General features: G+C 66.6%; 20 protein-coding genes. 11 read left to right on the top strand and 9 right to left on the bottom strand.

All coding sequences use genetic code 11. The features are described from left to right. The first annotated feature begins 8 nt into the window (after nt 1-8). The 3 genes from ACFX4F_RS09370 to ACFX4F_RS09360 all read left to right on the top strand — a co-directional run bounded on the left by ACFX4F_RS09370 (nt 9) and on the right by ACFX4F_RS09360 (nt 3,878). Nucleotides 9-785, top strand: coding sequence for a DeoR family transcriptional regulator (locus ACFX4F_RS09370; protein WP_380654484.1), 777 nt, complete (start codon nt 9-11; stop codon nt 783-785). Next, nucleotides 782-1,897 carry an N-acetylglucosamine-6-phosphate deacetylase gene (locus ACFX4F_RS09365; protein ID WP_380654481.1) on the top strand — a complete coding sequence of 372 codons (1,116 nt, stop codon included), beginning with the start codon at nt 782-784 and terminating at the stop codon, nt 1,895-1,897. The genes ACFX4F_RS09370 and ACFX4F_RS09365 overlap by 4 nt, the downstream gene beginning before the upstream one ends. A 169-nt stretch (nt 1,898-2,066) precedes the next feature. Next, a complete protein-coding gene (locus ACFX4F_RS09360) occupies nt 2,067-3,878 on the top strand; it encodes an MFS transporter (RefSeq protein WP_380654478.1) in 1,812 nt (603 codons plus the stop codon). 1 nt (nt 3,879) lies between these two features. Here the strand turns inward: ACFX4F_RS09360 and ACFX4F_RS09355 are convergent, their stop codons facing one another. The 4 genes from ACFX4F_RS09355 to ACFX4F_RS09340 form a co-directional block, all read right to left on the bottom strand. Continuing rightward, nucleotides 3,880-4,374, bottom strand: a complete 495-nt coding sequence (locus tag ACFX4F_RS09355; protein ID WP_380654476.1) for a hypothetical protein — start codon at nt 4,372-4,374, stop codon at nt 3,880-3,882. After that, on the bottom strand, nt 4,374-4,925 hold the full coding sequence (locus ACFX4F_RS09350; RefSeq protein ID WP_380654473.1) for an HdeD family acid-resistance protein: 552 nt from the start codon (nt 4,923-4,925) through the stop codon (nt 4,374-4,376). The genes ACFX4F_RS09355 and ACFX4F_RS09350 overlap by 1 nt, the downstream gene beginning before the upstream one ends. A 58-nt stretch (nt 4,926-4,983) precedes the next feature. Then, on the bottom strand, nt 4,984-5,679 hold the full coding sequence (locus ACFX4F_RS09345) for a ComF family protein (protein WP_380654470.1): 696 nt from the start codon (nt 5,677-5,679) through the stop codon (nt 4,984-4,986). 133 nt (nt 5,680-5,812) lie between these two features. Continuing rightward, nucleotides 5,813-7,801: a PEP/pyruvate-binding domain-containing protein gene (locus ACFX4F_RS09340; RefSeq protein WP_380654467.1), complete on the bottom strand. Its 1,989-nt coding sequence runs from the start codon at nt 7,799-7,801 to the stop codon at nt 5,813-5,815. Between the two features lie 145 nt (nt 7,802-7,946). Between ACFX4F_RS09340 and ACFX4F_RS09335 the strand changes: the two genes are divergently transcribed. Further along, nucleotides 7,947-8,438 carry a GNAT family N-acetyltransferase gene (locus ACFX4F_RS09335; protein ID WP_380654464.1) on the top strand — a complete coding sequence of 164 codons (492 nt, stop codon included), beginning with the start codon at nt 7,947-7,949 and terminating at the stop codon, nt 8,436-8,438. A 145-nt stretch (nt 8,439-8,583) separates the two neighbouring features. Here the strand turns inward: ACFX4F_RS09335 and ACFX4F_RS09330 are convergent, their stop codons facing one another. The 3 genes from ACFX4F_RS09330 to ACFX4F_RS09320 form a co-directional block, all read right to left on the bottom strand. Further along, the gene (locus ACFX4F_RS09330) at nt 8,584-9,705 is read right to left on the bottom strand and encodes a DUF5694 domain-containing protein (protein ID WP_380654461.1); all 1,122 of its coding nucleotides are present in this window, start codon (nt 9,703-9,705) and stop codon (nt 8,584-8,586) included. Between the two features lie 146 nt (nt 9,706-9,851). Beyond that, nucleotides 9,852-10,499 carry a hypothetical protein gene (locus tag ACFX4F_RS09325; protein ID WP_380654458.1) on the bottom strand — a complete coding sequence of 216 codons (648 nt, stop codon included), beginning with the start codon at nt 10,497-10,499 and terminating at the stop codon, nt 9,852-9,854. 256 nt (nt 10,500-10,755) lie between these two features. Then, nucleotides 10,756-11,277 (bottom strand): NIF family HAD-type phosphatase, encoded by a 522-nt coding sequence (locus tag ACFX4F_RS09320; RefSeq protein ID WP_380654455.1) that lies wholly within the window; start codon nt 11,275-11,277, stop codon nt 10,756-10,758. Between the two features lie 237 nt (nt 11,278-11,514). On the opposite strand from ACFX4F_RS09320, the gene ACFX4F_RS09315 reads away from it, so the two are divergent. Further along, the gene (locus ACFX4F_RS09315; RefSeq protein ID WP_380654452.1) at nt 11,515-11,973 is read left to right on the top strand and encodes an H-NS family nucleoid-associated regulatory protein; all 459 of its coding nucleotides are present in this window, start codon (nt 11,515-11,517) and stop codon (nt 11,971-11,973) included. Nucleotides 11,974-12,148: 175 nt separating this feature from the next. Then, nucleotides 12,149-12,712, top strand: coding sequence for a fasciclin domain-containing protein (locus ACFX4F_RS09310; protein WP_099819808.1), 564 nt, complete (start codon nt 12,149-12,151; stop codon nt 12,710-12,712). 114 nt (nt 12,713-12,826) lie between these two features. On the opposite strand, the gene ACFX4F_RS09305 is transcribed toward ACFX4F_RS09310, so the two are convergent. Beyond that, the gene (locus tag ACFX4F_RS09305; protein ID WP_380654449.1) at nt 12,827-13,447 is read right to left on the bottom strand and encodes a hypothetical protein; all 621 of its coding nucleotides are present in this window, start codon (nt 13,445-13,447) and stop codon (nt 12,827-12,829) included. Between the two features lie 20 nt (nt 13,448-13,467). After that, nucleotides 13,468-13,896 carry a hypothetical protein gene (locus tag ACFX4F_RS09300; protein WP_380654446.1) on the bottom strand — a complete coding sequence of 143 codons (429 nt, stop codon included), beginning with the start codon at nt 13,894-13,896 and terminating at the stop codon, nt 13,468-13,470. A gap of 131 nt (nt 13,897-14,027) precedes the next feature. On the opposite strand from ACFX4F_RS09300, the gene bioB reads away from it, so the two are divergent. From bioB to bioC, 5 genes are all read left to right on the top strand, one after another. Then, entirely contained in the window at nt 14,028-15,071 is a 1,044-nt protein-coding gene (bioB, locus tag ACFX4F_RS09295) for a biotin synthase BioB (protein ID WP_205404489.1), read from the top strand. Between the two features lie 67 nt (nt 15,072-15,138). Continuing rightward, a complete protein-coding gene (gene bioF / locus ACFX4F_RS09290; protein WP_380654442.1) occupies nt 15,139-16,362 on the top strand; it encodes an 8-amino-7-oxononanoate synthase in 1,224 nt (407 codons plus the stop codon). Between the two features lie 18 nt (nt 16,363-16,380). Next, nucleotides 16,381-17,160 (top strand): pimeloyl-ACP methyl ester esterase BioH, encoded by a 780-nt coding sequence (gene bioH, locus ACFX4F_RS09285; RefSeq protein WP_380654439.1) that lies wholly within the window; start codon nt 16,381-16,383, stop codon nt 17,158-17,160. 29 nt (nt 17,161-17,189) lie between these two features. Beyond that, nucleotides 17,190-17,969 (top strand): SDR family oxidoreductase, encoded by a 780-nt coding sequence (locus ACFX4F_RS09280; protein WP_380654436.1) that lies wholly within the window; start codon nt 17,190-17,192, stop codon nt 17,967-17,969. A gap of 12 nt (nt 17,970-17,981) precedes the next feature. Then, nucleotides 17,982-18,866, top strand: a complete 885-nt coding sequence (bioC, locus tag ACFX4F_RS09275; RefSeq protein ID WP_099819814.1) for a malonyl-ACP O-methyltransferase BioC — start codon at nt 17,982-17,984, stop codon at nt 18,864-18,866. Nucleotides 18,867-18,932: the final 66 nt, after the last annotated feature.

The following is an 18,932-nucleotide window of genomic DNA, read 5'->3' as shown; positions in this document are numbered from 1 at the left end:
GAATGGCCATGCGCAACACCCGCTCCCGCCGGCAACAGATCCTGCAGCTGCTGATCGAGCACGGCTCGGTGCAGGTAGCCGATCTGGTCGAGCGCTTCGGCGTGTCGGCGGTGACCATCCGTGCCGACCTGACCCACTTCGAAGCGCAGGGGCTGGCCACGCGTACCCACGGCGGTGCCACCCTGGTGCGAACGCCGCCGCAGGAACAGGACATCCATGAAAAGGATGCGCTGAACCTGCCGCTGAAGGATTCCATCGGCACCGGGGCCGCGCGCCTGGTGCAGGCCGGCGACAACATCATCATCGACTCCGGCTCGACCACGATGACGTTGGCCCGCCACCTGCGCGAACACCGCGATGTGACGGTGATGACCAATGGCCTGAACATCGCCTGGGAACTGGCCAACGCTGCAGGCATCACCGTGCTGTTGACCGGTGGCCTGCTGCGCCAGCAATCGCTGTCGCTGCAAGGCAGCCAGGCCGAAGCCAGCCTCAACTCCTACAGTTTCGACACGCTGTTCCTGGGCGTGGATGGCCTGGACCTGCAGTTCGGCCTGACGACGCACGACGAAGCCGAAGCCCGCCTCAACCACCGCATGGTCGAACGCGCGCGGCGCATCGTGGTGCTCACCGACGCCTCCAAGTTCGGCCGCGTCAGCCTGCACCGCATCGCCCGCCTCGATCAGATCCACGCCATCATCACCGACGCCGGCATCGACGAGGCAACCCGCGAAGGGCTGCAGCGGCTGGGCATCGAAGTGATCATCGCCGAGCCCCCCGCATGACCGACACCCGCTCCCTGCACGGCCGCATCCTTACCCCGTTGGGCTGGCGTCGCGGCCAGGTCCAGTTCGATTCGCACGTGCGCCAGCTGCAGGTGGACGACCACAGCGGCGGCGATGACCCGCAGCTGCCGGTGATCCTGCCCGGTTTCATCGACCTGCACGTGCATGGCGCGGCCGGCGTGGACCTGATGCAGGGCGGCGATGTGGCCCGCACCATCGCCCGCACCCATGCGCGCTTTGGCACCACCACGCTGCTGGCGACCACCATGACCGCCGGCCTGGACGAGATCGAGTACGCGCTGCAGGGCGTTGCGGCAACAATGGCCGCGCCCGATGCCGATGCGGCCTGCATCGCCGGCGTGCATCTGGAAGGCCCCTTCATCAGCCCGCAGCGGCTGGGTGCACAACCCAACCGCACGATCGAGGCGACGATGGCGCTGGTGCGGCAGCTGCACGCGCTGGCACCGATCCGGGTGATGACGCTGGCGCCCGAGATCGGCGAGCACACCGCGCTGATTCCCGCGCTGTCCGCACTCGGTATCCGCGTGCAGCTCGGCCATAGCGCCGGCACCTACGAGGAAGGCGTGGCCGCATTGCAGGCCGGTGCTTCCGGCTTCACCCATCTGTTCAACGGCATGACCGGCGTCAATCACTACCGGCCTGGCATCGCCGCGGCTGCCCTGGCGCATGCGCAGTACGCCGAGATCATTCCCGACCTGCAGCACATCCATCCCGGCGTGATCCGCCTGGCCGCACGCGCCATTCCGCGCCTGTATGCGGTGACCGACGCAACCGCCGCCACCGGCATGCCCGACGGCGAATACGCGCTGGGCGAGCAGCGCGTGCACAAGTGCGGCGGCTGCGTGCGCCTGGCCACCGGCTCGTTGGCCGGCAGTGCGCTGACCATGGACCAGGCGCTGCGCAATCTGGTGCAGGTGGGATTGGATCTGGCTGACGCGTCGCAGCGCGTGTCCACCTTCCCCGCCGACTACCTGGGCTTGAGCGATCGCGGCCGCATTGCGCCCGACGCCCGTGCCGATCTGGTGGTGCTGGATGCGGAACTGCGTCTGCAGCAGGTGGTGGTCGGTGGCCGCGTGATCGACCTGCACTAGGCGACGCACGTCTGTAGAGCCGAGCCATGCTCGGCTGCTTTTCGCACCGACATCGACGACGTCCGCGCCGCGCTTCGCGCGGCAAGCCGAGCATGGCTCGGCTCTACATGAAGCGCGCAAGCGCATTGCATCAGCCACGCACCATCCCCGTTATTCCAGGAATACGCCGATGACCGCAGCCACTGCACCTGCCGTACCCGCTTCCACCGCCCCGCGCTGGCCCGTGCGCTATCTGCTGTTCATCGGCGGCCTCGGTGGCCTGCTGTACGGCATCGACATCGGCATCATCGCCGGCGCCCTGCCCTATCTTGAGGCCACTGCCAGCCACGCCTGGCAGCTCAGCAGCCAGCAGCTCGGTTTCGTCGTCGCTGCAGTGCTGCTCGGCAGCGTGCTGTCCTCGCTGTTCGCCGGCATGATCGCCGACCTCATCGGCCGTCGCGGTGCGATGCTGCTGGCCGGCATCCTGTTCACCGCCAGCATCCCGATCATGGCGCTGGCCTCCGGCTACACCCCCCTGCTGCTGGGGCGCCTGCTGCAGGGTGTCAGTGGTGGCCTGATCGGCGTGGTGATTCCTCTGTACCTGGCTGAAGTGCTCAGCCCCGAGCGGCGCGGGCGCGGCGCGGCGATGTTCCAGCTGCTGCTGACCGTCGGCCTGGTGCTGGCCGCGTTGATCGGCCTGTACCACGCGCATGCCGTGGACGCCGCCGCCGAGGCCGTGCGCTCGCTGCCGGTTGCACAGCAGGCGCAGGAACTGTTCACGGTGAAGGACCACGCCTGGCGCACCATCTTCTGGACCTGCCTGGCGCCGGGCCTGCTGTTCTGCGCCGGCATCTTCTGGCTGTCCGAATCGCCGCGCTGGCTGGTGCGCCGTGGCCGCATCGATGATGCCCGCCGCAGCCTGCAACGCGTGCTGCCCGCGGCAGATGTCGAGCCCACGCTGGCACAGATCCAGGCGCCGGAATCGAGCAGCAGCAGCGGCAAGCGCGACCCACTGCTCAGCCGTCGCTACGTGGTGCCGTTCGTGTTGGCCTGCGTGGTGCTGGCCTGCACCCAGGCCACCGGCATCAACTCGGTGCTGGCCTATGCGGTGAACATCCTCAACCAGGCAGGCCTGTCCGGCTCGGTCGCCAACGGTGCCGACGTGGCGATAAAGCTGCTCAACGCGGTGATGACCGTGGTCGCGCTGCTGCTGGTCGACCGCAAGGGCCGCAAGTTCCTGCTGATGCTGGGCAGCGGTGGCATCTGCGTTGCCTTGCTGGCCGCAGCAACGCTGTTCTTCCAGGCCGAGCGTGGCCGCGCCGACGTACAGCCGCAGCTGCAGGCCGCAGTAAATGGCGATGGCCTGCAGCTGGTACTCGACGACGCGCAGTGGCAGCGTCTTGCCGGTGGCATCGACCGTGAGGGGCGGCCACTGCAGCTGACCGTGTCCTACGCCTATGGCGACTTCACCAACGTGCGTGCGCTGCGCAGCGACAACCTGACCGACCGCGAGCTGCGCATCGAACGCGCGGGCACCGTACGGCCGGACAGCGTCATCGGCGCGTTCTTCCGCACGGTGCACCTGAATCCGTTCGCCGACCCGGCCAGCGCCGCGCAGGCACCGCTGCGCATCGAACAGGCACGTATCGGCCCGATCCCGCCGCCGGCGCATGGCTGGGCCGTCGCTGCCTGCATCCTGGTGTTCGTGGCGTTCTTCGCGGTCGGCCCCGGTGTGTGCGTATGGCTGGCGCTGTCCGAGCTGATGCCCAACCGCATCCGCTCCAACGGCATGAGCATCGCGCTGCTGATCAACCAGTTCGTGTCCACCACCATCGCCGCGATCTTCCTGCCCACGGTGGGGCACTACGGCTATGCCAGCATGTTCCTGTTCTGGGCCGGCTGCACGTTCGTGTTCTTCCTGGTGGCCGCGTTGTGGCTGCCGGAAACCAAGGGCCGTTCGCTGGAAGAGATCGAAGCCGGCTTTGCAGGAAAGCAGCGCTGATTCAGCGCTGCTGTGACGGCGCAGGGCCGCCGTGGACGATGTAGCGCGCCATGTCGTGCACTTCGGCCACGCTCATGTCCGTACCAGCCACCTGCATGGACTCGCCAAAAGGGCCCGCTACGGTGGCCACGGACAGCACGTGGTCATCGACGGTAAGGGCGACCTGCTTGCCCACCAGGGCCTCGGTCGCGTGCAGCAACCGGCCGGCGGACTCCTTGCGGAACGTCAGTTCGAGCACGGGCTGGTGGGCGGCGTCCAGCTCCGCTCGCACGTCGAGGATATCGGCACTGGTGAGCATCGGCGGCTCTTTCACGGCAATGCTGCGCCCTTGCCACTGCAGGGTAACGCGGCCATCGGGATCGACCACACGCATCTGCACCTGCACGCCCTGCCGCGGCGGATGCCGTGTCTCCGCCGGAAGCAGCCGGTTGCAGCCCACCAGCAGCAACACCGCGAGGCCGCTGCCGAGCAGCGCCCATCTGCTCCAGCCCCGCATCAACGCAGCTTCCTCAGCTTGAACGCCACCAGCACCTGCAGCACGCCGTACAGCAGGCTGCCGATGCCGATCCACAACGTGGTTACCGCCACGCCGGCATAGGGGTTGGCCGCGAACAGCAGGCCCAGCACGATGGCGAGCACGCCGCTGAGGATCAGCAGCCACTCCCCCTGGATCTGCCTGCGTACGCGTAGGGCGAAGACGATGCGGTAGATGCCCGCCACCAGCAGCCATGCCGCCAGGAACAGCACCAGCACGCTGGCGGTGGCCAGCGGATTGATCACGGCCAGCACGCCGAAGCCCAACGAGGCGACCACGTACAGCAGCAGCCAGCCGCGCGAGGCGCCACTGGCACCGGTGATCAGCGCCAGCAGACTGATGACGCCCTCGACGATGGCCATTACACCCAGCGTCCACGCCAGCGCGATGGCCGCCGACATCGGCCAGCCGATCGCGATGATGCCGAAGCCCAGCGCGACCAGACCGTACAGCAGCAGGATCCACCAGCTGCGTCCAACGGCCGACAACAAGGGAGACAAGGGGGAATTCATGACCACTCCTTCGATCCGGGTTCGTGGTCATCCTAGCCCTTGCGGATGAAGGGAGCGATCACGGCACGCGCGCGCAGACCCATGCACGCACCTCCCCTGCACCCACCAGCCGCAGCGTCTCTGCAATTTCCAGCACGGTGCTGCCAGTGGTCATCACATCATCGACGATGGTCAGCCGCGCTGGCACGGCGCCACGCACATCGAAGGCGTCGAACAGGTTGTCGCGGCGCTGCTCGGCACTGCGTTCGGACTGCGGCGCGGTGTGGCGGCGACGATACAGCCCGCGCCACGTCGGCAACTGCAGCAGGCGGCACAGTTCAGCGGCCTGGTCGTAGCCACGTTGACGCAGGCGCTTGCGGTGCAGCGGCACGGGTACCAGCGGCACGCACGACCACGGCGGCGGATTGCGCAGCATCAACTGCGCAAGCAGGCGTCCGGCAGCCAGGTCCTGATGAAACTTGTAGCGGACCAGCAGCTGATCGACCGGCGGCAGGTACAGCAGGCTGGCATGGGTTGCGGTCTGCGCTGGCGGCTCATCGCGGCAGGTCCCGCAGATGGGCAGGGCTTCATCCGGTAGCGGCAGCGCGCAGCGAAGGCAGGCGCGACCCGCCCACGGCAGATCGGCGAGGCAGGCGGGGCAGAGATCGAGGGTGTCATGACCGCGCTCGCTGCAGACCAGGCAGCGCAGGGGCAGCAGCAGGCGAAAGGCGGACGGCAATAGCTGGCCAAGGGCGGAAGGCAGTGGGAGGCGCATGCCGCAGCATCGCCCTGCAGGCGCAGGCTGCCCATCGGTGAAGGGGCTGGAAGCCTGTCGGGGCAAGGAGCGTTGCCCGATGGGGCTGCACCTTGCCGCAAGTGCACCTTGCCGCAAGCCTGCATCGCAGCCGCTACCGCGCGCTGCCATCCACATACGGCCGCGACTGCAGGACCAGCACCTCATCGCCCACCACAGCCCACTCGATGTCCTGGTCCACCCCGCCCAGTGCCTGCTTGGTCGCAGTCCCGATCCTGGCAAGCCGCGCGATCAGCGCGTCGGTCAGCACCTGACGCGAGCCGGTAATCGGCACTTCGCGGACACCGCCGCCTGCCTTCGCCACCAGCTGGGTGTCTTCCGCCGAACGGCTCAACACCTGCACGGCCTTGGACCAGGTGGAATACATCACCTGTTCGGCCTGGCGCTTGCCTTCCACCACGCGGATGCCCAGGCCGCGCTTGGCCGAGATATAGGTCACGTGGCGGCGGGCGCGATCGAATGGATCGCGGGTGATCATCACGCCCGAACTGTCCGAGGGCGCAGCGACCTGTACCAGCACCGCCATGGCCACGGCGTCCTGCTGCAGGCCGGCCGCAGTGCGGGCCTCGTACGCTTCGAAGTTGTAGACCGATGCCCATACGGTCTGCACGGCCCTGGCCACGGCATCCGCACGGGTCACGTTGGGCACGGTGGTATACAGCCCTGCACCGCTGAAGCCGGGCAGGTCCTCGGAATTGGACGAGCTGCGGACGAACACGCCAGCGCCCTTGAGTTGCCCCTGCCATTGGCTTTCCAGCGCACGGACCAACGCAGCGTCAGGCGCTGCGTTGGTGATCTCGGCGCGCAATGTCGCCAGCGCATCACGACGGACATCCGGGTTGGTGGCAAAGCCCGGACGACCTTGCAGGTCACGCAGGCGCTGGGCAATTCCCAGCCGCTGCTGCATCGCCTGATAGTGCGAGAACGGAACGCAGAAGCCATCGGGGACGCGTGCGGCCGGGGGCAACACCGCCTTCAAAGTCCCGAGGTTGGCCGCCTTCACCCCGCAGTGGCTGCTGTCGCGCGCACGCAATGCCGCCAAGGGCTTGAGCGCGACCACCGACAGGTCCGGGCGTGGCAGGTTGCGCCGCAGCGGGCGCGCCGCCGCGGCCGATGGGGTACGGGCCGGGCGCGCGATCGGCGTCACCCGGTAGTCGTTGTTGCTGACCTCCAGCGCCACCCATTGCCCGTCGTACTGACGCAGTGCAGTCTGCGCATCGCGCACGTACACATTGGGAATGCCCCAGCCCTTGGCCAGCAGATTGACGTGGGACAGCAGCGTCGATGGGCGCTGTGTGACCAGGCCTGCCACGGGTGCCAGCGCGATGGGCACTTCATCCAGCACGGGAATGTCGGTGGGCGACAAGGTGCGCAGCTGCGCATCCGAGCGCACGATGCGCAGACGGCCCTCGGCACGGCCTGTGTTCAACGGCAGGAAACGCTGCTCGCGCAGCAGTGCCTCCTGGCTGACGTGGGCCAGCCCCATCGCGCTGGCCACCTGCTGGTGGCCGGTGGAATTGGTCTTGAAACGAATGGGATCGTAGAACGAGGCCCGCACGATGCCATCCGCCTGCCGCAGCAGGGGAGCGCTGATCCTGTCGCCTTCCCAGAACTCGTAGGTGTAGCCCGGCAGATCCCGCTGCCAGGCGATGGTGCCGAACAGGAACCGACGCTGCGGATCGCGGTACTGCGCATTGAGCGTGGCCTTGTCCATCGACCGCACCAACCGCTGCTGACGCACGAACTGCTCGTGCAGCGCATGCCGAGGCGTGTTGATGTAGTAGATGCGCCCGTCATTGTGCCGATCGATCACGAAGATCAGGTGCGGCATTTCCAGCGCGGTGCCAGCGTTGTAGACGCGCGCAAGCTGCATGAACTGGTCGCGGCTGTCGATACGCGGAAGATGGTCCGGGCCTTTGGCCTGCTGCGCCGGCGCGGCGTCGCTTTGCTGACGATACTCGTAGGGCGAAGGCTTGCGTGCGGTCTGCGCGATCGAAGGCAGGGCGCAGCACAGCAGCAGCACAAGTGCGCTGATCCGCGCCAGATTGGACTGATGCCATGAGGAGGTACGGGATCGTTCCATGATGCCGGTGCCGGTGCGGTGGGGGGATCATAGGGCAGAGCGGGGGCAAGCATAAGGGAGCTCGATGATCCAGCAGCGCCGCTGGCCGATCCGGCACCAGCTATCATCAGGATGGGCGCGGCCGCCCTGGATGGATCTCTGCTGCATGGACGGACTGACGCTTGTAAAAGCAACTGCGCGGGATGCAGATGTGGTCTTCAGGTTGATGCAGCTGTACTACTTCAACGCCTCGGGCTGGAGTGGTGAGGAGATCGGTGCAGATGGTCTTTACGACTGCGCCCTTGCCGATGTCCAGGCCCGCCTGCAGGAAGAGCCGGAGTGGACCCGTCTGCTCTGGCTCGATGGCCTGCTGTGTGGATTCGTCCAGGTGGATGACGTCGAGTTCCAGGGGCGGCGCCTGCCAGAGTTGGCGGATCTGTTCATCCTTCCAAAGCATCGGGGTAAAGGCATCGCGTCTGCGGTGGTTGCAGAGCTTGTGCGGCCAGCAACGGGGGAATGGTTGCTGGCCACATTCCGCAAGGACCATGCGGCGCACGCATTCTGGCAGCGCAATCTTGCAAAGATGGGAATGGCCTGCAGCATCCCAGCCGGGTCGGAAGGAACAGATTTCCGCTTCTTCCTGATCAGGGCGATATGACGAAGGGGAGCGCCTCGGCTCGCAGAGCAAGGACAGGCCCTCCTCCCGGCAGTGGAATCGGCATTCCCAGGCTGGACGCGGCTGGCCTGGCCTCTTCATCGAGTCGGCGGTGGCCCTCCTAATGCAGCCGCCGGTCCCTGGCGGGTTATTTCAGCAACGGCTGAACATCGACGATCCGCACGTCGTGCATCTGCTCGAGATATGCATCCAGGTACGCCTTGTGTGAGGCGCCGACAATCACCAGCGTACGCATTCCCGGGGTCGGTCCCATCAGGTCGCGGATGTTCGCCGCCATGCGCAGGTTGCGCGTCTCCCACGAGGTGACGTAGAGGCGCCCGTAGCCCTGCGGAGACGGTTCCTCCAGCGCGGCACCGTAGTCGCTTTGGAAGGTGACCGCTGCCACGTCCGGTGCGTTGTAGCGGCGATACAGCGCCAGTGCCTTCTGCGGCGTATCGACCTGCGCTTCCAGGGTGCCGAACATCGTTCCCCGCTGTTGGCTCGCCGGGTTGTCCCAGGCCTTCCTGACCGCAGCGGCATAGGCCTTGGGATCGGGGCCAAACTGGTCGGAGCTGTGGTCATCCATCGGCCACAACCGCTCGTGGCCAAGGCGGACGGCGAGGGCTGCGGCGATGAGCGTGTTTTCATTGCGGCTGACGCGCAGCGCTTCGAGGGCTGCAACCAAGTCCTTATCCAGGCCGTCGCCTGCCTGCCGATCTGCTTCGGGGAGGCGCAGCCATTGCACCAGTGCCGAATCGCGTTCGCCGGCGGCCAGGAAGGTAGCGGCAAGCGTGCGCCGCTGCGCGGCCGTAGGATGTGCGGGCCAGGTCGCCAGCATCTTGTCTGCCGCCGCGTTCGCTGCCGCCACATCAAGACCCGTTGCTTTCTCCGCCGCCGAAACATCGGGGCAGTAGTCCTTCACCGTATATCGGTAGCGGGAGGGGTATCGCCGCAGCATGTCGCACTGCTGGCCCGATACGGCCTCGATCGCAATGGCCTTCGGCTGCCACGCGGCGAGCCGGTCGATCAGGGTATCCAACGACGAGGGATCGAAGGTTTTCGGCAGTACCGCCAGGTGCGCGCTGCCAAGCACCATCACTTCGTTCGGCACCCCGTGCTGCGGCCCTTTGTGGGCGCGCGGTTCGAAGGTCTGTGCCTGCGCCGTTCCTGTAAGCATCCCTGCCGCCAGCAGCGAGCCGATCAACGAGCTGATAGATACGCGTCGTCCCCACATCCCCTGCATCATTCCCTGTTGCATATGGCTCGCCATTGAAGCGCTTTTACAGCGCATGGCCGCGCAGATTCCATCGCCGCCAGCGCTTTGTCAATCGTCATGAAGCTGCTGCTGCAGGACGCGGCCGACGCTTGAACGTCGGTCAAAAGGGATCAGCGGAGCGTACCGATTGCGGGATCGTCTCACGCCTCGAACTGCCTGGCTGCAGGCTGCTGGGCAGGCAGTCCCAGCGCGGCACGCGTACGCCCGATAGTGGCCGCGATCTCCTGTTCAAACCCGAGACCTGACTCCAGGCAGCGCTGCAGCACGACGGATCTCTGCTTCAGCTCAACGGCCCATGCCGCGTCATATGGATCGGCGATCACCTCTGCAAACAGCAACCCGCTGCGTTCGACCTCTCCAGCCAACCCGGCCGACACCGCCGAGTGGTACGTGTTCCATAGCGTGGGCGATGCATTGGCGGTCATCCATGCCGATGCGTGAGCGACCGAGGGGAAGCGCTCGCGCAGCGCCAGCACTTCCTGTGCCGCACGTCTGGCCAGCAGCATGGCCGCCGCGGAGAACTGCTCCTCGCTGATGAACTCGTGGAAGGATTCCACCCGGTCCCCGGCGTCGAATGAAACAAAATTCTTCTCATGCCAGAGCCAGCATGCTCCCACATTCAGATGGCTTCCCTTCCCCCACGAAGATGGCTGGAACTCGACCACGCCGATCCACCACCCCTGGTCGTCAAGCCAGATTCTGGAGCGCCCCTTCTGCACGCAGCCCAGAGGGCGCAGTACCGTCCTGGCTGCGGCGGTGATCATTCGAGAGTGCTGGGCGGTCGACATCGAAGGCATCCTTGCGCTTGCGAACGTTCGTGGAATCGTACTGGAAGTAACGATGGCAAGCACCATTGCGTCGGCGAAGAACCTGCCGATCCGACTCTACATTGCTGGTGGTCCGGTTCATACGAGTCCGCAGAGAAGTCGGTGGAAACAGAAATGGTGCCGGCTGTGAGCACTGCGCACAGGAGGCTGATGTACGCGGCGTGAGACTTCCGCGAACGCAAAGGGATAGGGGGATTGAATCAATGATCCTGGCGATTCACTCCATCATGCGCTCGCGCCAACGACGTTTCTCCACGGCACGGATGTTGGGCTGCGCGCGTAGTACATCCAGATATCGAGAAAGATGAAGCAATTCGTCGTCATCAATATCGCCCGTGAACTCCCGCACCTGTATCAGATTTCCGTAGTTTTTCGCGTACTTGCTGGGAGTGTCGTCAATACCGATCATCTGTTCCAGCGCAAAGCCCAGACGTTTCAGTTTGGCTAGGCGCTTCTGGCTGGTGTAGCCGCCAGTCTCCCAATCTCGCGCAGTACTGCAGCGCTGGGACGACCACAGGAACTCCAGCGTGCGCCCTGGCATCAACCACGCCACCAGTGGCTCGGCATACAACCTGCCGGAAGATGTCCACACTCCTACGTTGAAGTGCGCGAATACGAAATCCAGGAAGTCGTCAACGTAGGGACGTTTGTAGACGTGGTAGCCCACCACTTGAGTATCTGCAGGGCGTTGCAACTGACGCGCACTGGCATGAACCAGCGTTTCATCGAGATCGAGCACCAGGAGCTTTCGGTCAATTGCGGGCAGGCTTCCGGTCCGGTCTCGTTCGACGCTCAGCGGCATCGGTCAAAGAAAACTACTCGACAAGGTAGCGGCTTGGTCCGCCACCTTTCAACAACTGCCCTACGACGTCAGCAGCATGCTGGACACCCCGGGCCAGCCTATATTGCCGGCGAGATGCCTGGTGGCAGGCTGGCTGGGAGATTGGTAGCCTCGGCTGAGATAACCGTCCGCCGCTTGACAGGCAACCAGGATCTCCTGACTCTCCGCAGCATGACTATCGACGTTGAACACCTGAGCCTGCGCGAACTGAACGCCCTTGTGACTGCTGCCGAGCAGCGGAGGGCGCTGGTCGCCAGCCGCCGCCCCGTGGCCGTCGTCCGCCGCAAGCTGATCGCCTTTGCAGCGCAGTGCGGCTACACGATCGAGGAACTGATCGGCACCGCGCCCGCCGAGGCCACGGCGCCGGCCAGAAAACCTGCCACGCGGCGCAAGCCCGGCAAGGTGGCCGCCAAGTACCGCGACCCTGACAACAAGCGCAATACGTGGTCCGGTCGTGGCCGGATGCCGCGCTGGCTTGCCGAGAAGACCAAGCATGGCCGCAGCCCAGCTGATTTCCTGATTCCCGGGCTGGGCCGGTCCGCCGCTCGCAAGACCAGCACGATCGGCCAGCGAACGGTCTTCAAACAAGGCTGACTCCAGAGGCGGGACGCCCAGAGCGGTCGCTGGCCGGCCGCTCACGGCGGCGTCGCATCGCTGAACCGTGCAGGCTGCCCGCGCATTTCCTGGTACTGCGGTGCATCCGCTGGTCTGCCTGCTGCGTACCTTCCATGCCCCCATGCCGGGGGCGGAAGTACTCAGGAGACGCACCATGCACGCTCTTCTTCAACGTATCGCCCTCACCGCCAGCCTTGCTGTGCTCTGCGGCACCGCCTCGGTCAGCTTCGCCGCCGACACGGTGATGGTCGGTGGCGCTGCGATGTACCCGAACAAGACCATCGTTGAGAACGCCCTCAACTCCAAGGATCACACCACGCTGGTCGCAGCCGTGAAGGCCGCCGGGCTGGTGGACACGCTCAATGGCAAAGGCCCGTTCACGGTCTTTGCGCCCACCAACGAAGCATTCGCCAAGTTGCCCGCAGGCACGGTCGACACCCTGGTCAAGCCGGAGCACAAGGCAGATCTGACCAAAATCCTGACCTACCACGTGGTCGCCGGCACCCACACCTCGCAGCAGCTGATGGCCGATGCAAAGAAACACGGCGGCACGGTGTCGCTGACAACCGTGGAAGGCGAGCCGCTGACCGTGAAGCTGCACGACGGCGCGCTATGGGTGGTTGACGCCAAGGGCGGCAAGGCCGCCATCAGCATTGCCGATGTCAGGCAGTCCAATGGCGTGATCCACGTCGTGGACACGGTGCTGATGCCGAAGTGATCTGATGCGCCGGGCGGGCATTCAAGCCAATGCCCCGCTCGGTGCATGGCTCGTGCAGGCAGGCCGCTTACTGCATCGTAGCGATGGCAGTTGCCTGCAACTCTGCCCAGCCGCTCACTCCTCGCCCAGCGCCACCGGCAGCGGCACCTGGCGGATCAACTTGAGCGCGCGTCCTTCCAGCACGTAGAAGAACGCGAAGTTGCCGGTCCTTGCGTAGTCGTCGTCGAACTCCCCGCCCTCGGCCACTACCAGTGCGCTGTGCGGATCGACCTTGACCACCATCGGGCCGAGCTCTCCGCCCAGCGATGGCGTGGCGAGCTTGCCGGTGCGTTTGCTGACGAAGGTCATCGAAACACAACTGGTGCCGCAACCCCAGCCCACCAGCGCGTACTCGCCGGCAAAGCGGACCTCCCCGTCCTTCAGCGCTGCAGACAGGCGTGTCTTGAACATGCGTGCGCGCGGATCGCTGAGGTCCAGCGATGCGGTCGGCCCGCTGTAGATCTTTGTCACGGGGTAGTCGGCGAACCTGGGATTGCCGCCTTCGCCATTGAAGATCGCCTCGCGGATGCGTGCGTTTTCTGCGACCTGTGCGGCTGTCGGGCCAATGGAACTTGCGGCATCCGTGGTATCCGGAGCGCTTGTCTGCATCGCCTCCACCTGCGTCGCCAAGCAAAGAGCCAGTCCTGCGCCGGCCATGGCCAGCAGGACGGTCAGCGATGTGCGACTTCTGAACATGCTCATCTCCTCAAGACACCCTATTGCTCTGCACATGCTTCGGCGGCAAGCGAACAGACTTGCACGACAGCGGCGACCTGCGGCGTTTTTTCCGCATGCCTGCAGTCCTGCAACCAGATCAATACGTGCTGCCCCACCTTGAGGTCGGTCTCCTCGATACCGCCGCCATAGACCGTCCACAGACCAGTGCCATCGTTGACGATAGTGCGGTGAACCAAGCCGGCTTTGGTCTGGACCGTCAGCCGGTGATCGTGGATCTTCACGATCTTCCCCGTCACCGAGGGCGGCGAGGGAGGAATGTCATCGCCATCGGCAGCCGGGAGCACGCACTGTGTCGTCGCCAGGGCGATGCCGGGAATAGGGGGCAGCATCAAGGCAGTGGCAATGGCCGTCGCCTGCAGCGCGTTCGCCGCAACGGCCTTCAGTACGGCGATCAATGGGTTGTTCATGGCAATCCTTTGCGTGAGAGCTCAGTCTAATCCTCGGATGCAATGTAAACTTGCCAACTGCCGAAATGGTTGACAGAGCACCACGAGCCACCCAGACTGCGCCCTCGCTCCAGCCCTTCCAAGGTCCCGCCATGGCAACCGCCATCCGCCACGACTGGCACCACGACGAACTGCAGGCGCTGTTCGACCTGCCCTTCCCGGAACTGCTGTTCCGCGCCGCCGCCGTCCACCGCGAGCACTTCGACCCGGCCCAGGTGCAGGTCTCCACGTTGTTGTCGGTGAAGACCGGTGGCTGCCCGGAAGACTGCGCGTACTGCCCGCAGGCGCAGCGCTACAGCACCGGGGTCAACGCGCAGAAGCTGATGGAGACCGACGCGGTGCTGGCCAAGGCACGCCAGGCGAAGGCTGCCGGTGCTTCGCGTTTCTGCATGGGTGCGGCCTGGCGTTCGCCGAAGGACCGTGATATTCCGAAAGTGGCTGCGATGATCGCCGGAGTGAAGGCGCTGGGCCTGGAAACCTGCGCCACGCTGGGCATGCTCAGTGGCGAACAGGCGCGCGCGTTGAAGGACGCCGGCCTGGACTACTACAACCACAACCTCGATACCGCGCCGGACTACTACGACTCGATCATCCACACCCGGCAGTACCAGGATCGCCTGGATACGCTGGGCCATGTGCGCGATGCGGGGCTGAAGACCTGCTGCGGCGGCATCGTCGGCATGGGCGAAACGCGCGCGCAGCGGGTCGGCCTGCTGCTGGCGCTGGCCACCTTGCCGGCACATCCCGATTCGGTGCCGATCAACAAGCTGGTGCAGGTCGCCGGCACGCCGCTGCATGGCAGTGCCGAGCTGGACCCGTTCGAGTTCGTGCGCATGATCGCCGTGGCGCGCATCGCCATGCCGCGTTCGATGGTGCGGCTGTCGGCCGGCCGCGAAGCGATGAGTGACGAACTGCAGGCGCTGTGCTTCCTGGCCGGCGCCAACTCCATCTTCTATGGCGACACGCTGCTGACCACCGGCAACCCGGAAAGCGAGCGCGACATGGCCCTGTTCGCACGCTTGGGCCTGCAGCCGATGGCGGTGCAGGTAGACGCCGACGGTCACGACCATGGCGGCACCGTGCATGCCGATATCAGCGCCGATGCCCCCGGCTGCGGCTGCGCCCACGCGGCCTGAGCCGGCGGCCAAGCAGGCGTCGCGGCAACGCGCTACCCTAGCCGCCCCGTCGCCGCATCCAGCCGCCATGGCACGCCCCGACCTGACCGCCCGCCTCCAAGCCCAGCGCGCGTTGCGCGATGCACAAGGCCGTCGCCGCCCACGGCGCACGGTCACCCGTCGCGATGGTGTGCGCCTGGAAGTCGACGGGCGCTGGCTGACCGGCTTCTGCAGCAACGATTACCTGGGCCTGGCCCAGCAGTTCAGCGTGGTCAACGCACTGCAGGATGCCGCCGCGCGCGAAGGTGCAGGCGCCGGTGCTTCGCACCTGGTCTGCGGCCACCACGCGCTGCATGATGCATTGGAACGCGAAGTGGCCGAGTGGCTCGGTTACCCGCGTGCGCTGCTGTTCGGCAGTGGCTTCGCCGCCAACCTGGCCGTACAGCAGGCGCTGCTGAGCGAAGAGAACGATGTCTGCGTGCAGGACAAGCTCAACCACGCCAGTCTGCTCGATGCCACGCGGCTGGCCGGCGCGCGCCTGCGCCGCTACCCGCACCTGGACGCGGAAGGTGCGATGCGCCAGCTCAAGCATGCGCCCGATGGCGCGGCGATGCTGGCCACCGATGGTGTCTTCAGCATGGATGGCGATATCGCGCCGCTGCGTGCGCTGTCACTGGTCGCGCGCCTGCAGCAGGCGTTGTTCTACGTGGACGATGCGCATGGCGTGGGCGTGCTTGGCGATGGCCGTGGCGCGGTCGCGACCGCCGGCCTGGGCGTGGACGATGTTCCGCTGCAGCTGGTCACCCTGGGCAAGGCGCTCGGCGGTTCCGGCGCGCTGGTGCTCGGCCGCGAAGACCTGATCGAGCATCTGGCCGAAACCGCACGCCCCTACATCTACACCACCGCCATGGCGCCGGCATTGGCGGCATCCGCGCTGGAAGCGGTGCGGCTGGCCCGACGCGATCATTGGCGGCGCGCGAAGCTGGCCGATCTGATTGCACTGTTCCGCGGCGAAGCGCGCCGTCACGGGCTGAATCTGATGGCATCGGAAACGCCGATCCAGCCGTTGCTCTGTGGCGACGACCACACCACCGTGGCGATGTCGCAAGCGCTGGAACAGGCCGGCTGGCTGGTCGGCGCGATCCGCCCACCGACCGTGCCGGAGGGCAAGGCGCGCCTGCGCGTCACCTTGTCCGCACTGCACACCACCGAGCAGGTACGCGGTCTGGTCGAGGCCATCGCCGTTGCACGCGACCGCGTGGCCTTTGCCACGCGCGAAGTGCTGCCGCCGTCGTTGCCGGCGCTGGCCTGAGTGATCGTGTAGTTCCCCATGCATATCGAAGTGACCGGCCATGGGCCGGACCTGGTACTGATCCACGGCTGGGCCCTGCAGGGCGGCGTGTTTGCGCCGCTGGTGCAGCGCCTGGCCGATCGTTTCACCCTGCATCTGGTCGACCTGCCCGGCCACGGCCACAGCCGCGACGACGGCACGCCGCTGCGTCTGCCGTTCGTGGTCAACGCCATTGCCGCGGCCACACCGCCAGCGGTGTGGTGCGGCTGGTCACTGGGCGGCCTGTTCGCGCTGCACGCGGCGGCCACGCTGCCGAAGGTACGTGGTCTGGCGATGATCGCCGCTACGCCGCGCTTCGTGCGCGCTGATGACTGGCCGCACGCTGTGGAGCCATCGGTGTTCGAGCAGTTCGGTCGTGACCTGGCGCAGGACTTCAGTGGCACCCTGGAGCGTTTCCTGGCCCTGGACGTGATGGGTTCGGCGCATGCCCGCGAGGAACTGCGCACCCTGCGCCAGCGTCTGGTCGAACGCGGTGCGCCTACCGAACGCGCATTGCGCGAGGGCCTGCAGCTGCTGGAGAACACCGACCTGCGCGGCGCCCTGCCCGCACTGGGCAAGCCCAGCCTGTGGATTGCCGGCCAGCGCGACCGTCTGGTCTCGCCGGCCGCGATGCAGGCCGCTGCCGCGCTGGCGCCGGGCGGGCAGTCGCTGACCGTCGCCCACGGCGGCCACGCCCCCTTCCTCGGCCATGCCGATGACGTTGCAGCCGCCCTGCAACACTTCGTTGCCGGCCTGTCACCGGCCGATGGCGGACAATGAGCCTCCCGACGCTTCTGCAGGACTGACGCATGGATCTGGGCATTTCCGGCCGCTGGGCACTGGTCTGCGGCGCCAGCAAGGGGCTTGGCCTGGGCTGCGCGCGGGCGCTGGTGCGCGAAGGCGTGAACGTGGTCATCGTCGCCCGTGGCGACGCTGCGCTGCAGGCCGCGGCTGCGGAACTGCGCGCGCTGGCCGGTGCCGCTGAAGTACGCGCGATCGCCGCCGACGTCACCACCGAGGCGGGCCGCGCCCACGCGCTGGCCGCCTGCCCGCAGGTCGACATCCTGGTGACCAACGTCGGTGGCCCGCCGCCGGGCGACTTCCGCACGTTCGAGCGCGACGACTGGATCGCCGCGCTGGACGCCAACATGCTGGCGCCGATCGCGCTGATCCGCGCCACCGTGGACGCGATGATCGAACGCGGCTTCGGCCGCATCGTCAACATCACCTCGTCATCGGTGAAGGCCCCCATCGACACGCTGGCGCTGTCCAACGGCGCGCGCAGTGGCCTGACCGGCTTCGTCGCCGGGTTGGCGCGGCGCACCGTGGCCCACAACGTCACCATCAACAATCTGCTGCCCGGCCAGTTCGACACCGACCGGCTGCGCGCCAACTTCGCCCATGCCGCGGGGCAGGATGGTGATGCGCAGGCTGTGGCCGAACGCCGCCGCCAGCAGATCCCCGCCGGTCGCTTCGGCACGCCGGACGAATTCGGTGCCGCCTGCGCCTTCCTGTGCAGTGCGCAGGCGGCTTACCTCACCGGACAGAACCTGCTGATCGACGGCGGCGCCTACCCCGGTACGTTCTAAGAGACTTCTGCAATGCCGTCCCATTTCGATGCCCGCCATGTCCGTCGCGCCTTTGCCCGCGCCGCCAGCAGCTACGATGCTGCCGCCGCCCTGCAGCGCGAGGTGCAGTCGCGGCTGCTGGAATCGCTGGATTACCTGGAGGCGCGCAAGCCGGAGGTGGTGCTGGATATCGGCGCCGGCACCGGCCATGCCAGCGCGCTGATGAAGAAGCGCTGGCCGAAGGCGCAGGTGATCGCGCTGGACGTGGCACTGCCGATGCTGGACCAGGCCAAGCGCCAGGCTGGCTGGTGGAAGCCGTTCCAGCGCCTGGCCGCCGATGCCACCGCCCTGCCGTTGGCCGACAACAGCGTCGATGTGATCTTCAGCAACCTGTGCCTGCAGTGGGTGGACGACCTGCCGGCGGTGTTCGCCGGTTTCCGCCGCGTGCTCAAGCCCGGTGGGCTGCTGCTGTGTTCGACCTTCGGGCCGGACACGCTGGTCGAGCTCAATGAAGCCTTCGCCGCCGCCGATGACCGCCCGCACGTGAGCCGCTTCGCGCAGATCGCCCAGTTCGGCGATGCGCTGATGATGGCCGGCTTCCGCGATCCGGTACTGGACCGCGACCTGTTCACCCTCACCTACGACGATCTGCCGTCGTTGATGCGCGAGCTGCGTGCGATGGGCGCGACCAACGCACGGGTCGATCGCCGCCATACGTTGACCGGTCGCGGTCGGTTTGCAGCGGCAGCAGCGGCGTACGAACCGATGCGCCGTGACGATGGCAAGCTGCCCAGCAGCTGGGAAGTGATCTACGCCCATGCCTGGGCACCCGACCCGGGCGCACCGATCCGCGAAGGCGGCCATGACATTGCTTCCGTGCCGGTGTCGGCGATCCCGATCCGGCGCAAGCAGACCTGATTCGAAGGCGCCGCCGGGCATGGCCCGGCGCTACCAGGCGCGCGTTATGGGTAGCGCCGGGCCATG

Source organism: Stenotrophomonas sp. YIM B13575 (assembly GCF_042787595.1).
Lineage (GTDB): Bacteria > Pseudomonadota > Gammaproteobacteria > Xanthomonadales > Xanthomonadaceae > Stenotrophomonas > Stenotrophomonas lactitubi_B.
Note: the sequence above shows the minus strand (reverse complement) of the source record. Positions and strands in the feature narration are given on the sequence as shown.

What these genes read in the sequence shown, in the direction of transcription:
- ACFX4F_RS09370 (WP_380654484.1), top strand. Translation starts at nt 9, where the DNA reads ATGCGCAACACCCGCTCCCGCCGGCAACAGATCCTGCAGCTGCTGATC.
- ACFX4F_RS09365 (WP_380654481.1), top strand. Translation starts at nt 782, where the DNA reads ATGACCGACACCCGCTCCCTGCACGGCCGCATCCTTACCCCGTTGGGC.
- ACFX4F_RS09360 (WP_380654478.1), top strand. Translation starts at nt 2,067, where the DNA reads ATGACCGCAGCCACTGCACCTGCCGTACCCGCTTCCACCGCCCCGCGC.
- ACFX4F_RS09355 (WP_380654476.1), bottom strand. Translation starts at nt 4,374, where the DNA reads ATGCGGGGCTGGAGCAGATGGGCGCTGCTCGGCAGCGGCCTCGCGGTG.
- ACFX4F_RS09350 (WP_380654473.1), bottom strand. Translation starts at nt 4,925, where the DNA reads ATGAATTCCCCCTTGTCTCCCTTGTTGTCGGCCGTTGGACGCAGCTGG.
- ACFX4F_RS09345 (WP_380654470.1), bottom strand. Translation starts at nt 5,679, where the DNA reads ATGCGCCTCCCACTGCCTTCCGCCCTTGGCCAGCTATTGCCGTCCGCC.
- ACFX4F_RS09340 (WP_380654467.1), bottom strand. Translation starts at nt 7,801, where the DNA reads ATGGAACGATCCCGTACCTCCTCATGGCATCAGTCCAATCTGGCGCGG.
- ACFX4F_RS09335 (WP_380654464.1), top strand. Translation starts at nt 7,947, where the DNA reads ATGGACGGACTGACGCTTGTAAAAGCAACTGCGCGGGATGCAGATGTG.
- ACFX4F_RS09330 (WP_380654461.1), bottom strand. Translation starts at nt 9,705, where the DNA reads ATGGCGAGCCATATGCAACAGGGAATGATGCAGGGGATGTGGGGACGA.
- ACFX4F_RS09325 (WP_380654458.1), bottom strand. Translation starts at nt 10,499, where the DNA reads ATGTCGACCGCCCAGCACTCTCGAATGATCACCGCCGCAGCCAGGACG.
- ACFX4F_RS09310 (WP_099819808.1), top strand. Translation starts at nt 12,149, where the DNA reads ATGCACGCTCTTCTTCAACGTATCGCCCTCACCGCCAGCCTTGCTGTG.
- ACFX4F_RS09305 (WP_380654449.1), bottom strand. Translation starts at nt 13,447, where the DNA reads ATGTTCAGAAGTCGCACATCGCTGACCGTCCTGCTGGCCATGGCCGGC.
- ACFX4F_RS09300 (WP_380654446.1), bottom strand. Translation starts at nt 13,896, where the DNA reads ATGAACAACCCATTGATCGCCGTACTGAAGGCCGTTGCGGCGAACGCG.
- bioB (WP_205404489.1), top strand. Translation starts at nt 14,028, where the DNA reads ATGGCAACCGCCATCCGCCACGACTGGCACCACGACGAACTGCAGGCG.
- bioF (WP_380654442.1), top strand. Translation starts at nt 15,139, where the DNA reads ATGGCACGCCCCGACCTGACCGCCCGCCTCCAAGCCCAGCGCGCGTTG.
- bioH (WP_380654439.1), top strand. Translation starts at nt 16,381, where the DNA reads ATGCATATCGAAGTGACCGGCCATGGGCCGGACCTGGTACTGATCCAC.
- ACFX4F_RS09280 (WP_380654436.1), top strand. Translation starts at nt 17,190, where the DNA reads ATGGATCTGGGCATTTCCGGCCGCTGGGCACTGGTCTGCGGCGCCAGC.
- bioC (WP_099819814.1), top strand. Translation starts at nt 17,982, where the DNA reads ATGCCGTCCCATTTCGATGCCCGCCATGTCCGTCGCGCCTTTGCCCGC.